The organism is Aneurinibacillus sp. Ricciae_BoGa-3 (assembly GCF_028421645.1).
Lineage (GTDB): Bacteria > Bacillota > Bacilli > Aneurinibacillales > Aneurinibacillaceae > Aneurinibacillus_B.
The window spans coordinates 2,655,490-2,670,927 of the sequence record NZ_CP116887.1 but is presented as its reverse complement, the minus strand read 5'-3'; the positions used below and the strand labels follow the sequence as shown (position 1 = coordinate 2,670,927).

At 45.5% G+C, this 15,438-nt stretch carries 16 protein-coding genes; 11 read left to right on the top strand and 5 right to left on the bottom strand.

Annotated features, from left to right (window positions below; translation table 11 throughout):
- Positions 1–77: 77 nt before the first annotated feature.
- Entirely contained in the window at positions 78–1,250 is a 1,173-nt protein-coding gene (locus PP175_RS13515) for an LL-diaminopimelate aminotransferase (protein ID WP_272438879.1), read from the bottom strand.
- An 88-nt stretch (positions 1,251–1,338) separates the two neighbouring features.
- On the bottom strand, positions 1,339–2,193 hold the full coding sequence (locus PP175_RS13510) for a DMT family transporter (protein WP_272438878.1): 855 nt from the start codon (positions 2,191–2,193) through the stop codon (positions 1,339–1,341).
- A 231-nt stretch (positions 2,194–2,424) separates the two neighbouring features.
- Here PP175_RS13510 and PP175_RS13505 point away from each other — a divergent pair, with 231 nt between their 5' ends.
- Positions 2,425–3,702, top strand: coding sequence for a cation:dicarboxylate symporter family transporter (locus PP175_RS13505; protein WP_272438877.1), 1,278 nt, complete (start codon positions 2,425–2,427; stop codon positions 3,700–3,702).
- A gap of 44 nt (positions 3,703–3,746) precedes the next feature.
- On the opposite strand, the gene PP175_RS13500 is transcribed toward PP175_RS13505, so the two are convergent.
- Positions 3,747–4,130, bottom strand: a complete 384-nt coding sequence (locus PP175_RS13500; RefSeq protein ID WP_272438876.1) for a YflT domain-containing protein — start codon at positions 4,128–4,130, stop codon at positions 3,747–3,749.
- Between the two features lie 297 nt (positions 4,131–4,427).
- Between PP175_RS13500 and PP175_RS13495 the strand changes: the two genes are divergently transcribed.
- The 3 genes from PP175_RS13495 (at position 4,428) to PP175_RS13485 (ending at position 7,643) form a co-directional block, all read left to right on the top strand.
- Positions 4,428–5,099: a TrkA C-terminal domain-containing protein gene (locus PP175_RS13495; protein WP_272438875.1), complete on the top strand. Its 672-nt coding sequence runs from the start codon at positions 4,428–4,430 to the stop codon at positions 5,097–5,099.
- Between the two features lie 48 nt (positions 5,100–5,147).
- On the top strand, positions 5,148–6,281 hold the full coding sequence (locus tag PP175_RS13490) for a Stk1 family PASTA domain-containing Ser/Thr kinase (protein ID WP_272438874.1): 1,134 nt from the start codon (positions 5,148–5,150) through the stop codon (positions 6,279–6,281).
- 195 nt (positions 6,282–6,476) lie between these two features.
- The gene (locus PP175_RS13485; protein WP_272438873.1) at positions 6,477–7,643 is read left to right on the top strand and encodes a CaiB/BaiF CoA transferase family protein; all 1,167 of its coding nucleotides are present in this window, start codon (positions 6,477–6,479) and stop codon (positions 7,641–7,643) included.
- Positions 7,644–7,665: 22 nt separating this feature from the next.
- Here PP175_RS13485 and PP175_RS13480 read toward each other — a convergent pair whose 3' ends face one another.
- Positions 7,666–8,517 carry a DUF2935 domain-containing protein gene (locus tag PP175_RS13480; RefSeq protein WP_272438872.1) on the bottom strand — a complete coding sequence of 284 codons (852 nt, stop codon included), beginning with the start codon at positions 8,515–8,517 and terminating at the stop codon, positions 7,666–7,668.
- 134 nt (positions 8,518–8,651) lie between these two features.
- Here PP175_RS13480 and PP175_RS13475 point away from each other — a divergent pair, with 134 nt between their 5' ends.
- Positions 8,652–8,999 (top strand): thioredoxin family protein, encoded by a 348-nt coding sequence (locus PP175_RS13475; protein WP_272438871.1) that lies wholly within the window; start codon positions 8,652–8,654, stop codon positions 8,997–8,999.
- Here PP175_RS13475 and PP175_RS13470 read toward each other — a convergent pair.
- The gene (locus tag PP175_RS13470) at positions 8,969–9,436 is read right to left on the bottom strand and encodes a hypothetical protein (protein ID WP_272438870.1); all 468 of its coding nucleotides are present in this window, start codon (positions 9,434–9,436) and stop codon (positions 8,969–8,971) included. The genes PP175_RS13475 and PP175_RS13470 overlap by 31 nt on opposite strands.
- 225 nt (positions 9,437–9,661) lie before the next feature.
- Here PP175_RS13470 and PP175_RS13465 point away from each other — a divergent pair, with 225 nt between their 5' ends.
- The 6 genes from PP175_RS13465 to PP175_RS13440 all read left to right on the top strand — a co-directional run bounded on the left by PP175_RS13465 (position 9,662) and on the right by PP175_RS13440 (position 15,253).
- Positions 9,662–10,168, top strand: coding sequence for a MogA/MoaB family molybdenum cofactor biosynthesis protein (locus tag PP175_RS13465; RefSeq protein WP_272438869.1), 507 nt, complete (start codon positions 9,662–9,664; stop codon positions 10,166–10,168).
- A gap of 136 nt (positions 10,169–10,304) precedes the next feature.
- Positions 10,305–10,700, top strand: a complete 396-nt coding sequence (locus tag PP175_RS13460; protein WP_272438868.1) for a MerR family transcriptional regulator — start codon at positions 10,305–10,307, stop codon at positions 10,698–10,700.
- Positions 10,678–11,043, top strand: coding sequence for a carboxymuconolactone decarboxylase family protein (locus PP175_RS13455; protein WP_272438867.1), 366 nt, complete (start codon positions 10,678–10,680; stop codon positions 11,041–11,043). The genes PP175_RS13460 and PP175_RS13455 overlap by 23 nt, the downstream gene beginning before the upstream one ends.
- A 345-nt stretch (positions 11,044–11,388) precedes the next feature.
- On the top strand, positions 11,389–13,170 hold the full coding sequence (locus PP175_RS13450; RefSeq protein WP_272438866.1) for an S-layer homology domain-containing protein: 1,782 nt from the start codon (positions 11,389–11,391) through the stop codon (positions 13,168–13,170).
- 314 nt (positions 13,171–13,484) lie between these two features.
- Positions 13,485–13,928 carry a MerR family transcriptional regulator gene (locus PP175_RS13445; protein ID WP_272443261.1) on the top strand — a complete coding sequence of 148 codons (444 nt, stop codon included), beginning with the start codon at positions 13,485–13,487 and terminating at the stop codon, positions 13,926–13,928.
- 80 nt (positions 13,929–14,008) lie between these two features.
- The gene (locus PP175_RS13440) at positions 14,009–15,253 is read left to right on the top strand and encodes an MFS transporter (RefSeq protein ID WP_272438865.1); all 1,245 of its coding nucleotides are present in this window, start codon (positions 14,009–14,011) and stop codon (positions 15,251–15,253) included.
- Positions 15,254–15,438: the final 185 nt, after the last annotated feature.

Genomic DNA, 15,438 nt, shown 5'->3' with positions numbered 1-15,438 from the left:
AGAAACCATTTGAATCAATGGTTGTTTACACTGCCAACGGAGGGGATTTTTTATTGCGGGGCCGGCATACTGGGGAATTATTTTGCTTTCAAAAGGAAATGTTGAATCCGTTCAGCTGCTTCGGCAAGCCGTTCTGGTGGTTGAACGAGAGCCATTCGTACATATCCTTCGCCTTGTTTTCCGAAAGCATCGCCTGGAACAACCGCCACCCCTGCTTGTTCAATCAATTCAAACGCAAATTCCCTGGACACCCAACCATCCGGTATTTTTGCCCAAACAAACATCGTCGCAGGAGATTTCGGTATATGCCAGCCGCTTTGTTCAAGTCCCGCAATTAGCGTATTCCGGCGAAACTCGTATTCCTTAACTTGTTTTTGTAGATGGGCGAAATCTGAAGTCAGCGCCACTTCAGCAGCTTTTTGAATCGGATAAAAAATGCCATAGTCAATGTGCGATTTCAAAGAAGCTAAGATGTTTAAGGCTTGTGCATTGCCCACCACATAACCAATGCGGCAGCCTGCCATATTAAAGGTCTTTGAAAGTGAATTGAATTCGATCCCGATATCTTTCGCACCCGGGATCGACATAAAGCTGCTCTGGGGGTTTTCATCAAAAATCAGTTCAGAGTACGCAAAATCATGGACGACCAGGATATTATGCAGTTTGGCGAACTCGACAACCTCTTGAAAGAATTTTTGGTCCGCTAATGCCGTCACCGGATTACCTGGATAGCTAATGATCATCATTCTTGTTTTCTTTAAAATTTCTGATGGAATTTGATCAAGTTTTGGCAGAAATTTATTTTCAGCCAGCAAAGGCATTGGATAAATGATTCCACCGGCAAGCGTAACACTTGCTTCATAAATGGGATAGCCCGGATCCGGAACCAGGACGTACTCGCCGGGGTCAATAATTGCGGTTGCTAAGTGGGCAAGTCCATCCTGCGACCCCATTAACTGGAGTACTTCCCCATCAGGATCGAGGTGGACGGCATAACGGTGCTTGTAAAAATAAGAAACGGCCTCATGAAATTCTTTCGATCCTTTTAATGTATAGCCATACTTGGATGTGTCTTTCGCATACTTAACAAGCGTTTCAACGACAAAAGAAGGCGGGGGCAAATCCGGGCTGCCCACGCTTAAATCGATTACATCCATCCCTTTGTTAAGCACATCCTGTTTTCGATTGGCTAGCTCTGTGAAAATGCCTGTCGTTAAATTTAGCGCTTTTTTGGATGCAGTAAGACTCATAATGCATTCTCCTTCGTTTTTATTTTCTGGATATTTTAATGTTTCATAGATTCATGATGTACGTCATTGTAAAAATCGGTTGCTTGTACTATAAAGTCGCCCAAATTGCGCCAAGGATCGTTAGAGCGCCCCCGATTAACGATGTTGCGGATATTTGTTCGCCCAAAAGGAGAACGCCAAAGACAACCGTCCAAACCGGAAGCAAGTTAATGTAGGGTGCTGCTCGGCCAGCTCCAACCACTTTAACACCCGCATTCCATGCCAGGTAGGCGCCTACAGACGCAAAGGTGCTTACATAGATAATACAGGCCCATGCGTTAGCGGTCATGTGGATCATGCTGGACTGTACGGTACCGATGCAGCTTATCGCACTGAAAATGGTTCCGTAGAAGGAGGCTCCGGCAGTCATCGTCAATGGATCGAGGTCTTTTCCGTATTTTTTACCAAGGACTGTATAAAGTCCCCATGCCAAACAGGACAAAAGGATTTCGATGTCCCCAATGAGAGAACCTTGGCTGGGAGCTGCGTGCTTGCCCTGGACTAAAAGAATGACGCCGACGATCGATACAGCGGCACCCGTCCAGGCCTTCAATTTGATAGGTTCCTTGAGAACAAAGGGCGTAAATGCAAGGATGGCGATTGGAATCCCAGCAGAAATCATTCCGGCTTGGGATGCGCTTATGGACCGTAACCCTAAATAATTTAATTCTGAAAAGGCGAACACACCAAAAAAACCGAGGATCGAGAATTCCTTCCATTTTCTAATAATGGGAAAATTCTTTTTTTGCGAAGAAAGTAAACCGAAAAGGATGATTGTAGAGATCGCCCACCGAATGGTGTTAAGCAAGGCTGCCGGCAGCGAGGGTGCTAAAAAACGTCCGCAAATGTAATTGCCGCCCCAAAGAATCGTTGCAAGAGTTAAGAGGAAAAAGCCGCGTTTCATTTTCATAAGTCCTTTCTGTTTTGTACCAATAATGGACACGTATATATCAAAATAAAATTATGATAGAATTGAAACTAACGTTTGTCAAGGGAGAAGAATCAATAGAGAAATTAAGAATGAACTGTAGTTTTTTGTCACTTTGCGTAGTGTTTTGTTATGGGTTAATACAATGTAAACATAGTTAACATGAAATCCTAACTCTAAAAACACAAAAATGAAAGCGGTGACGGTATGAAGAAATTTGGTCTTGTTGGACAAATTCTTCTCGGTCTTGTGCTTGGGATCCTTGTAGGAGCGATCTTCTACGGGAATTCTAATGTCGGGAAGATACTGCAGCCGGTCGGCGACATCTTTATTCACCTGATTAAGATGATTGTTGTACCGATTGTCATTTCAACACTTGTAGTGGGTGTAGCCGGTGTAGGCGATGTTAAAAAACTCGGCAAGCTCGGCGGAAAAACGATTATTTACTTCGAAATCATAACCACGGTGGCGATTATTCTTGGCCTTCTGGTTGCGAATGTAGTAAAACCTGGCGTTGGCGTTGATATGAGCCATCTGACGAAGACGGATATCAGCAAATATGTGGCAACCACAGCCCAAACAGAAAAGCATAGTTTCTCTGACACGCTTGTCAACATTGTACCAACCAATATTATAGATTCCATGGCAAAAGGCGATATGCTGGCTGTCATCTTCTTCTCGGTTATTTTTGGGCTTGGGTTGGCCAAGCTCGGGAAGAAAAGTGAACCGCTTTTAAATTTCTTCCAGCTGGTGGCGGAAACCATGTTTAATGTGACGAATATGGTCATGCGTTTTGCTCCATTTGGGGTATTCGCTCTCATCGGTGTAACGGTATCCAAATTTGGCATTACTTCGTTAATTCCACTCGGAAAACTTGTGATCACTGTTTATGTCACGATGGCATTTTTCATTATTGTCGTCCTTGGCATCATCTCCAAGTTCTTTGGTGGAATCAGTGTTTTCCAGATCATTAAAGTAATGAGAACGGAGCTTCTGCTTGCGTATTCCACGGCAAGCAGTGAATCGGTGCTCCCGAAGATTATGGAAAAACTGGAGAAGATGGGCTGTCCGAAAGCCATTACGTCTTTCGTTGTCCCTACCGGGTATTCTTTTAACCTGGATGGAAGTACACTGTACCAGGCCTTAGCTGCTATTTTTATCGCGCAGATGTACGGGATTCATCTTCCGATCGGCCAGCAGATTACGCTTATGCTCGTGTTGATGCTTACTTCCAAGGGCATCGCCGGGGTTCCTGGTGTATCTTTTGTCGTTCTTCTTGCAACGCTCGGATCGGTACACATCCCGCTTGAAGGCCTCGCATTTATCGCAGGAATTGATAGGCTTCTGGATATGGCGCGTACGGTAGTAAACGTAATAGGAAACAGCGTTGCTGCGGTGGTTATGTCAAGAAGCGAAGGGAAGTTCAACAAGAAACAAGCAGAAGCTTATATCAGTTCTGCGGAAGTAACCGGCAAAGCTGTATAACAGCAACAAAAACCCCCGCAGCAGATGATGCTCCGGGGGTTTTGCTAATCCAGCGGGGGTAAGTTGTCGATGTCAGGCGTATGATAATCTCGGGTTGAATCGCGAATCACCAAAACATATTTGCCGTTTCGCAGTTCTTTTTCGTATGATCGCGCTTCTTCCTCAGAGATGCCAAGGTGTTCCAGCTCATTTTGTGTAGCGTTTTGTTCGGAGCGAAACACATTTAACAAGGAGTCTGTAATGCCAACCTCTTCCCAGTCCGCATTATTTGTTTGTCCCAGCAGATTCAGCCAATCCTGTTTGCTATCATCACCCGCGACAATATAAATATCCTCTGCTTTATACCCGTTCGTTTTAAGTTTGCGCACATCGGCCAGAAGCTTTGTTTCATCATTGTATGATCGGGAGAAAATTTGGGGTACTCTCATTTTTATGCCTCCTACAAGAGAATTGAAGTGGGAACACTGACGGACCTGTATGATTTACCTCCGTATATGGTTACAATGCATAAGGACTCTTCATTTATTTACCTCTTCCGATTCTCCATAAAACACCTGCTCTTGCGCCGAAACTCGTCAATAAGATGTCAAAAACAATGGACTTGAAAGCATTGGCATAACTATTGGGCGATGATAGGCTTAAGGCAAACAATCTGTAAGAAACGGGTATGCCGTTACAAATGGACGCATACATGTTAGATATGAGCCGTCGGGGGGAAGAAAGTATTGAACACGGTTTTTTTTGCCATTTATCTTATTATTATTCTCCTTATTATCGAAATTTCTACCATTCTGCTGGAGTCAACCGGGCTTAGGAGGGAGGTTGCAAGGTTTCAGGCGATTTCGTTATTAACCAACACAGGGTATACAACAACAGAATCGGAAATGATCATTAACCATCCGGTGCGAAGAAAAATTGCTTCCTTTTTAATTGTATTTGGGACCATTTCTTTTGCTGTTATTTTATCGTTTGTGATCAGTTTTTTTGTCAGCAACGTGGTTCACCTTTCTGATTTAGGAGTAGGAATTCTGATACTAGCCGTTTCCTGGTTATTTCTTCGCAGCAAGGGCATTAAGCTTTTTTTATCCCGTAACGTAGGGAACACGTTTGATAAATATTACGTCCACCATAAATCGGTTGAAGAGGTTTTCCATGTAGACAGTGACTATGTGATGCGGCAATTTCGGTTGACCGAGTCGCATGTCAAGGTTATTAACTTTCCATTAAAAGAGTTGAAACTGGCAGATGAGGATATAAAAATACTTAATATCAAGCGAAACAGCCATATTATCAAAAATCCGACAGGGAGTACCCTTCTTCTGCCTGGTGATGTTATACTGGTGTATGGGAACGCGGAGAACATACGTAAGTATTTCATTATCCGCAATAACAAATAACAAGCCTTACTCTCTCTCAGAGATACAAACCTAAGGGGTTCGATAAAGATGATTAAAAAGGGCTTATATGAACGCTATATACCGGATGCCCTTCTAACGGAAACGTCAAAGGGATGTCTGTTCAGCGGGCATGATGCCATTTTAAAACGAGATGTTCTGTTATATACCTGGCAACGTAAAGAAATTAAATCCTATATTCACGCGCCTTCTATCCTGCAAATACTGGACAGTGGCGAAACGAATGAAGAGCAGTATGTGGTGCTGGAACATGTTCGCGGCGTAACGCTGACACAGGCTGTTTCTGACAGGCCGCTTACGTTAAAAGAAGCGCTCGCCATGGCTATAGAAATGGTGAAGATTACACGCGCCCTTTTGGAAGAGTACAGTAGGCTGATTGAAATCAGCACGGATAATTTTTGGATTACAGAACAGGGTGAACTTAAGGCGATCAACTCCTGGGATACAGACTCGGCCGGGGAAAGCCTGCTAAGTTCTCTATTTACAGCTATGCATCGAATGATGTTTGGCCCCCCTACACTGGAACTTCCGGTTGCTCATATGATAGAGGAAATGTCGCTGTCACAGACAATTGATCCGTTTTTCATCCGTAAGTCTCTCACTTCAATCTGGAAAAGGGAGAAAAAGAGCGGACCCGGCCAGAGTGCGGTTCAGTTAGCAAGAACACTTGAAGATTTAACTGCGCTTTATACCTACATTAAGAAGGCTAAGGTGCAAACACAGGTTGGGTTTGACAGTTTAGATGAAAGGGCCCGTGAAGAAGCGGAGGTACCGCTCAGCCGGAGCACCGGACCCACCAATAAACGAAAAACGGGGGGCAGACAGGTCCGTAGGCTTGCAATAGTCGGTGTTCTGATTATCGCCTGTATCGCCGGTATCGTCACATTGAAGAATGATTCAGTCGAGTCAGCAAAATCCCAGCAGCCGGTGAGCCAGACAGGCAGGCTGCAAGCTGCAAACGGGCAGACAGCGGCCTCAATTGTCCCAGATGTAACGGGCATGACGCTTGATCAGGCCAAGCAGCAGCTTGATAAACAAAATATACGTTATAGTTATTATTTACAGAGTTCCCTTCGCTCAAAAGGAACGGTTTTCAAACAGGATCCGCCGGCCGGATCGCCCATCAAGCGGACAGAAGAGCTTTCCCTGTGGGTAAGCGAGTAAGCCAGCCAAATAAATTTTTTTAAAAAATAGCATGCCCTATGCTATTTTTTTCTTAGTGGCTAGGAAAGTATATGTTTCCTAGCCACGTAAGAGCAACTAAGGCTGTCGACCTTCGCCTGCTGCTTGGCGTCAGCCAAGTTTTCTAATAATATAAAAGCAGTTACATATATTTTGTGTGGAGAGGCAGGGAAGCAGATGGAGGCATTGCGGGGAATAAAAGTATTGGACTTGACCAGGCTTCTGCCAGGTCCCTTGTGTTCGATGTATTTGGCTGATTTTGGCGCCGACATTATTAAAGTAGAAGATCCCTTTATCGGAGACTACGCGCGAACAATGGAGCCTTATATTGAAGGAGTCGGAGCTCTATACCAATTGGCAAACCGTGGGAAGAAAAGTTTGTGTCTGAATCTTCAGTCTGATGAAGGTAAGGCGATATTTCTCCGCCTGGCCCGCGATGCAGATGTTCTAGTAGAGAGTTTCCGTCCCGATGTGATGAAAAGGCTAGGAATTGACTATGAACAGGTAAGGGCTTTAAACCCTGGCATCGTTTACTGCTCAATAACCGGATACGGACAGACCGGCCCGCATGCCAACAAGGCTGGCCATGATTTGAATTACATTGGGTTTACGGGCCTTCTGCATGAAATGATCCGCAATAATGATAACAAACCGATACTCCCGCCTGTGCAGCTGGCCGACATCGGCGGCGGAACGCTGGCTTGTGTGAACGCGATTTTATTAGGGTTATTAAACAGAACGGTAACAGGCGAGGGGCAGTATTTCGATGTTTCCATGACAGATGGTATTCTTCCTTTTATGGTGCCGGTGCTGGCCTATCATATGGCAGAAAAAGAGAGCGGACGCAGCGGCTATAACCCGCTTACAGGTTCATTGGCCTGCTACAACGTATACGAGACAAAGGATGGCCGCTGGTTTGCGCTGGGTGCGCTTGAAGATAAGTTTTGGAAACGGTTTTGTGAAGTCGCCAATTTGCCAAAACTGCCTGCTGACTATATTAATCCAGAAAAACAACTGCTTATCAGAAAGGCGCTTAAGGACTATTTTGGCTCAGTTACCTCTGAGGAATTGGTTGCGTTGTTTGCGGCAGAAGATGTTTGCCTCACTCCTGTGTTAACTGTGGAGGAAGCCATTGCCAGCCCACATGCCAAGGAGCGTAAGTTGTATCCCCCATTCCCGGGTAAACCCGGAGTTCTGACGAGCAAAAATCCGCTGTTGATGGATGAGCATGTTGCCATACATTCAGCACCACCGGCCAGAGGGCAGCATACAGAAGAAATCCTCCGAACCCTTGGATACACGGAGGACGAGATCGAGCGGTTAAAAAAGAATCGGGTTGTATAATAATGCCCTAGGGTGACCCTTCCTAGACAGGGGGCGGTGAGGAAGATGATGACGATGACTCGGACAGCGCCTGGTTTTCCGGGCCCGGCGGCAGATGGATGACATGGTCGCATGCATCAAGAAATGTAAGGCAGTAGTCCGCTTCTCGCGCCATCTGTGCCGCAAACGCAGGGTGCAGGTTGCCGCGGATTCTTCCTTTATGCGCAAGCTCGCGGACGGTTTGCTTATACTCCTTAAACGAAATAACCGCATTTCGGTTTTCCGCAATGAACCGCTCCAGAATGGACGTTTTCTGCGAATATGGCCTCATGGACTCCAGATCCACCGCAGACAGCAACAGCTGGTCAAACTGAAAACTAAAATCGGAAGCCTGCGAGGTCAGTTCTCGCTCAGACGGGTCAATCATGTGGCCAAAGAATTTGGCGTGATCCGCCATCAAGCGCAGGTAGAAGATATTTTCGGTTATCACGGTCTCTCGTAGAATTTCAAAAGTTCCCTTGTTTAGCAGTTCGATGCGATTCATGAAATAGGCGGTTTCACGGCTCATATGGTCGATGAACAGCGGGTAATGGTGGGTGATCAACTTGCGGGACAAGGAGTAGGAAAGCACTTTCCGAGTGAAACCCCACAAGTTTGATGCAGCCTGGTAAATTTCCATATTGAAGCGCACCATCATTTCCGGTTCGGCCCGCTCGTTAAACTGGTACAGCCTTTCTTCAATTTCCTCAAAAACATAGAAACAGCGATCGGCTTCTTGTATTTGCTGCCTTTGGTCACCTGTGAATCCATACCGAATAAGTAAAGCATGCTCTTTCATCATACGGCACCAGAAACGGACTTCTTCCAGGGAACGTGTGACAAAAACATGGGACATTTCTTTTCTCCTCCCGTTGTGCTTCTTCTCTATACGTATGTAGGGTATTTGCCGAATAGAAGTAGGCTTGCTACAATAAAGATGAGAAGTATACTGAGTGTGAAATTGCACAATACAGACAGGGGTGACAATAGATGAAGGAAATCACAACGAGGGAAGCGTTTGATGAAGAGATAGGTCGGGACAGCCTGGTAGTTGCGAAGTTCTATGCAGACTGGTGCCCTGACTGTCGCCGCATTGATCCGTTTATGCCGGAGGTTGAGGAAGCATACAAAGATCGCCTTTCGTTTATAGGCTTAGACCGTGATAAGTTTAGTGAACTTGCACAGGAGTTAAATGTATTTGGTATTCCAAGCTTTATTGCTTTCAAGGGGGGAATCGAACTTGCCCGCTTCGTCAGCCGGCTGGGGAAAACACGAGAGGAAATTGAGGATTTTCTCGACCGGGCCGTTCAGGTAGCAGGCGCAGTTGACCAGGCGTGATCGAGCGAATAAACGGTTAACTCGTCGCAACGATGTTCAAGCCAGGAAGCAATAATGAGCATTTCATCGATTTCTTCTGCGCTAGGCGCGGCCATTGTGCCGCGCATTTTTATATACAGTTCTTTCGCCGCACACTGCATGTTTTTCATGCCTGCCGGTGTATTGGCAGCATGCATCGTCTTGACCAGCCTGCCGTGAATAATAACAAGGCCGGTAAGTCCACCTTCTTCATCCAATGCGGTGACAAGTGCATGGTGGCTTGTGACGTAGTTCTTGATTTTTCCATTGTGGCGTGCCAATGCGAGCAGCATTTGAAATTTTTGTGCTTCTTCAAATTGGAGGTTTTCCGCGGCTTTTTCGCGGCGGTTCTCCAGATCTTTGTACATTGTTTCGTTATCGCCGGAAAGGATAGCTGAAGCCCGCTCTACATTTACCATGTAGGAAGCAGAAATTTCCGGGCGGATGCACGGTGCGCAACATTGGTGTAGATCTGCATACAGACAGGCATGCGGCGGCAGAGGGCCTGTACACTTGCGCAGCCCTAGCCAGCTGTTTAAGGCATCGACCGCCTCATATAGCCAGCCGGTCCCCCAGATTCAGTAATAATGGATATTTTACCATAAAAATATTATGTAGAGTAGAAAATATTGGAGGTTTTCTTCATGTCTGTTTCGGAACATAAAAGGGAGGCGCCGCGATCCATCTCCTGCATGGTTATTACGGTTAGCGATACGCGGGATGAATCCACTGATAAAAGCGGACAGCTGATACGCAGCCTGCTCTCCCAAGCCGGCCATAAAGTAACCCGCTACGAAATCGTAAAAGATGAGAAGGAGGCTATCACGCAGTCAATAGCGTCAGGACTCGATCACGCTGAAGTGGAGGCGATTCTGCTTAATGGCGGTACAGGCATTGCCCGGCGTGATGTAACGTATGAAGTGGTGCAGTCAATGCTCGACAAAGAGCTGCCTGGTTTTGGCGAAATTTTTAGGATGCTCAGCTACACGGAAGACATTGGTTCCGCGGCTATTCTCAGCAGGGCTATCGCAGGAGTGTGCAAAGACAGGGCGGTTTTCTCCATGCCTGGTTCATCCGGTGCGGTCCGGCTGGCTATGAATAAACTAATCCTGCCAGAGATTGCGCACATTATGCGCGAGATTTATAAGTGAAACTACATAGGCTTATAGAAATGAGATCGATAAACTCTCGTGTTTCAGTGAAATGCGGGAGTTTTTATATATACGCGTAAAAAACTTTGAAAAAGGGGATTGCCTTAGAGCGCGCTCTAAGGTGTACATTTTGACTATGAATAAGGAACTTACGATTCAAAAAATGGCAGAAATAGCGGGTATGAGCGCCCACACGTTGCGCTATTACGAGAAAGTCGGTTTAATCGTCTCTGTGAAGAGGCTGCCAAACGGCTATCGGCTGTATTCTGAAAAAGATATCGCCTGGGTTGAGTTCCTGCACCGGCTGCGCGCAACCGGAATGTCCATTAGACAGATGCAGGCGTTTGCTGAGCTGCGGTATAGGGGAGACGAGACAGTATCAGAAAGAACTGAGCTGTTGGAGGCCCATTATGAAGAAGTGTTAAAGAGTATCAAACAGCTGAAAGAAAATGCAAAAATTATTGAAGCAAAAATTGAGCATTACAGACAAATGAAGGAGGAGTTAAGCGATGGAAAACAGAAGCCGATTTGAAATGGGATTGCAAAAACTCGCCGAGGTGGATGGTAAAGCCGGGGAGGAAGTAGTGGCCCCACTCGGAGACCTTGGGCGTTATATTGTTGAATTTGCGTTTGGGGATATATACAGCCGGGATGGACTGAGTCTGCGGGAAAGGGAAATTGCGACCGTAGCCATGCTCACCGTAATGGGAGGAAGAGATCCACAGCTGCGGGTCCACATCGGCGCTGCATTGAACGTAGGCTTAACTGCAGAGGAAATTGAAGAGGTCATTATTCAAACCGTTCCATACGGCGGTTTTCCAACTGCCATCAATGCGCTTTGTGCTTTGAAGGAGATCACCGCTGAAACAGTCTGAGAGCGATCACACGTATAATCTACTTTTTAAAGGAGAATTAGCTAATCCAACGAGCCAACCTGGGTATATGCCACGGTGGCTTTTTTTTGTGGAAATGAGTAATTCGGCAAGAAAAAATTAACAGCAGTGTGATATATTAATCGTATAGTTATTGGCATGGGGAAGGATTTGATATGAAAACGGTAAAGAGGATTCGTGAATGAAGCGGATAGAAAAAGAATGTCCAATAAATACCTTGGTACATTTGCCTATTATTTTTATATCATGCGAATATTGTCAAAAACAGTTATACTAGTGTTTGTATTGTAATTTCTATTAGAAACGAAAAGGTAGGTTCTTTCAAGTATGAAATTCAAGGTTATTAAAGTCGCCCTTGCATCGGCGATCGCGTTAAGCACGACTTCGGCCGTTTCAGCTGCTAGTTTACTAGATAACAATCTGCCCTGGGCGAAAGATTCGATAGATAAAATGATGGCGCTAGGTGCCGTTACAGGTTATGAGGATCACACCTTTAAGCCAGACAATCAAATCACCCGTGCGGAGTTTGTTACGATCGTCAATAAAGCCTATAACAAATTTGATCAGAAAGCTGTGGCTAATTTTTCCGATGTGCATGCAAATCAGTGGTTTTACAGCCAGGTAGCTTCTGCAAAATCGGCAGGTTACATAGCTGGCTATCCTGACAATACGTTTGCCCCAGATCAGCCGATCACGCGGGCGGAAGCTGCAGTAATGGTCGCAAAACTATTAAATCTCGATACGTCTTCCACAGCAGGAAAGAAGTTTACGGATGAGTCCGATCTTCCTCAATGGGCGCTGAACAGCATCACAGCACTTGCTCAAAAGCAAGTCCTTAATGGGTACACAGAAGACGGCACATTCCGGCCAAATCAGGATATTACCCGGGCTGAAGCGGTGGTCATGCTGGATAAAGGATTGTCCGTCAATGGCGATACAACCCCGGCACCGGCATCGCAGGATACGGTGGGCCAGGGAATAGGACAAGCGGTTGATACAAACGCATCAGCCATAACCCCAACTCCGGACACAGTGACCGTTGATCCCAGCCAGACAGGTACAACTGGAACCCCGGCACAACCGGATGCAGCCTCTCAAACAAGCAGCCAGCCAGGTGCGGTTGCTGATCCTTCGTTAAACAAGGATCCCGTTGGGAGTGCCGCCACACCACCGGTTGCGGATACCGCAGGTGCTGGTGCACAACAAACCCAAACAGCATCACAGCCTCCGAAGCCTGTACTCAGTTCACCGGGTACCAACCCGAGTGGAGATCCGATTACAACTGGGGGCCAATCTTATGATGTACAGCCGGTTGTATCCACTTCAGACAATTCAGGCAGCGTGGCGCCGGCCTCTTCCCGCCCAACGGCCGTGTTTAATGGGACATTTATGTTTATATGGAACGCGAAAAACTTGGACAACGGTGATGTCAATGCCATGATCGCCCAGGCCAAAAAGCTAGGGGTCACAGGCGTCATCATTAAATTCGCGAATGGAAGCCTTAAGGGAGATCCCGTGAGCCAGGGCTACATGGCCCAATTTAAAAAGTATGCTGCTCCGTTTAAAGCAGCCGGCTTCCAAGTGGGAGGCTGGATTTACCAGTATTTAACGGATGTACCGGGTGAAGTTGATGCGTGTTCGCAGGCCATCCAGGCAGGAGCGGATTTTATCGTGTTAGATGCTGAAGTGGAGCTGAAAGGAAAAGGCGCACAGGTGGCAGAATTTGGGCAGCTACTGCGCTCTAAGTATCCCGATACCCTTCTTGCCCTTTCATCTTTTGCTATAGCCGACTATCATCCAGAAGTTCCATTTGCTCAGTACAATAATTTCGTTAACGCTATGATGCCGCAAATCTATTGGGATGATATGGGCTGGACGGTGGACAAAGCTTTTAAAGCTTCCATTGCATCTTACCAAAAATTTGGCAAACCAATTGCGCCTACCGGGCAATCCTACTCAACAGCACAGCCTGAGGATATTGCGAGATTCGTTCAATTAAGCCAGGCTGCTAAATTTACGAACATTAGCTGGTGGGATTGGGAAGAAGCGAATCAAGGGCAGCTGGGTGCCATCCAAAACAACCTGCTAACCGTTCCTCCTAATGCTTAAAATACCCATTTTTTAACGCGCGAAACACGACTCCTTTATTACAAGTTATCAAGAGCTAACTAAAAAGAAATTCAAGAAAATAACGGGTGATGACATATTAGCCATATCTAATATGTCATCACCCTGTTTTTTATTGTTTTATTGAATTATCGATCTCCGTTACTTCATGACTACTAAAAAACTTACGAAAAGCCCTTTCAAATTTTAACGAATACACAGAGATATAAAGACTGATTAATTGCTATTATACATTTGACGTTAACGTTAAATGTATATATAATTTTGGATGAACATGGTAGGAGGTCGGTTCTTTGATGGATGGCTTATTGAAAATAGATGATGTAGCAAAACAGAGTGGTTTGAGTAAACGGACTATTAGGTACTACGAAGAGATTGGTATTTTACCTTCCCCCGGACGCAGTGAAGGGGGGACTAGGCTTTATAGACAAGAACATGTTGAGTTTTTGAAGAGAATTACTGTCGCCAAAGAGGTATTAGGGTTTACGTTACAAGAACTACAGCAATTCCTATCACTCACGGACACGTTAGAAAGTCAGAAAGCAGAATATAAAAAGGTATCCGATCCAAGAGAACAAAAGGCAAATTTGACTGAAATCATAAAAATCCTCGATGACCAACTCGAGATAATTGAACAAAAGATTGGGAAAATATTTCGTGTCCAAACGGAGCTAGTTACTCTTAGAGAACGTGCGCGCGTAGCGATCGGGAGAATCGACGAGGAAATGATGAAGAAATAGAAAATATCGCTCTATCACAACAATCCTTTAATATCCATAACTAAAAAACGTCCGTGAATATCAAAGGAGGAGGAACCTGAATGTCAACTCCACAAGATTCTGTGGTATCAAAACAAACGCAAACAACTCCATCAACTAAAGAAACGGAAAGCCTCTTAAAACAACCGAGAGCTGTTTGGGCTGTTTTTTTTGCCTCTATTATCGCTTTTATGGGGCTTGGCCTTGTTGACCCCATTTTGCCGGCTATTGCCAAAAGTATGAGTGCCTCACCAAGTGAGGTGACCTTATTGTTCACCAGTTATAATGCAGTCATGGCAGTGGCTATGCTCATTACCGGCTCGATTACAGCCAGGTTTGGTATCAAGTCAACACTTCTGATGGGTATCGTTATTATTGCCATATTTTCAGGTCTTGGAGGGGTCTCCAATGGGATCTGGACACTTGTTGGATTACGGGGAGGTTGGGGACTTGGCAATTCACTGTTTGTTGCCACAGCCTTAACCGCAATTGTTACCCTTTCGAACAGTGGCACCGCAAAAGCTATCATATTATATGAAGCTGCAATTGGACTTGGCATCTCGGTAGGACCACTACTAGGTGGGTGGTTGGGTGCCATTTCCTGGAGGGGACCTTTCCTTGGAGTTGCAACGTTGATGATCATTGCCTTTATAAGCCTTAGTACAACGATGCCAAAATCCAACACGCACAAGGTTGTAAAAAAAAATAGTTCTCTGCTTGAACCGTTTCGTGCCATGAAACACCGTTCGCTCGTTATTTTTGGCGTCGCTGCATGCTTTTACAACTTTGGATTCTTTACCTTGCTTGCTTACGCACCTTTCGTAATGGGGTTAGATGAGCATGGATTAGGTTACGTATTCCTTGGATGGGGTATTTTGCTGGCCATAACCTCTGTGTTCATGGCACCGAAACTTCAGCAATGGCTGGGGACGATTAAAGCCATGTGTTTGATGTTGGGCTTGTTTGCCCTTGTCCTGTTGGTGATGGGTATCTGGACATCCACGCAATGGGTAGTTATCGCTGCGGTTATTTTTGCAGGTGCATTATTAGGGAATAACAATACACTCATAACAACCGCGGTAATGAACTCTGCCCCCGTTGAACGAGCAACTGCATCTGCTGCATACAGTTTCTTACGCTTCATCGGCGGAGCCATTGCCCCCTTCCTTGCAGGGAAATTAGCAGAATTGTTTAACCCACATATTCCGTTTATTGTCGGAGCAGGATTTGTTGTCGTTTCCGTCCTGTTTATCTGGTTTAACAGCACACATATAAAGCATGTTGACGATGTTGGGGCTGCTCACTGATTTCTTTGAGGCGTTCTACCTTTTTCCATTCCAACCTCTTTAACAGGCGCTCTCATGAGCAGCCTGTTATTTTCATCTAAAAATGTATTTTTACTTGTACGCGAACACATTTCCTGAAAAGGTGACAGGTCCTGTCCTGTTTTGTTAAGATAAAGATAAATAGTGCAAGAAAAGTGAAAAAATAC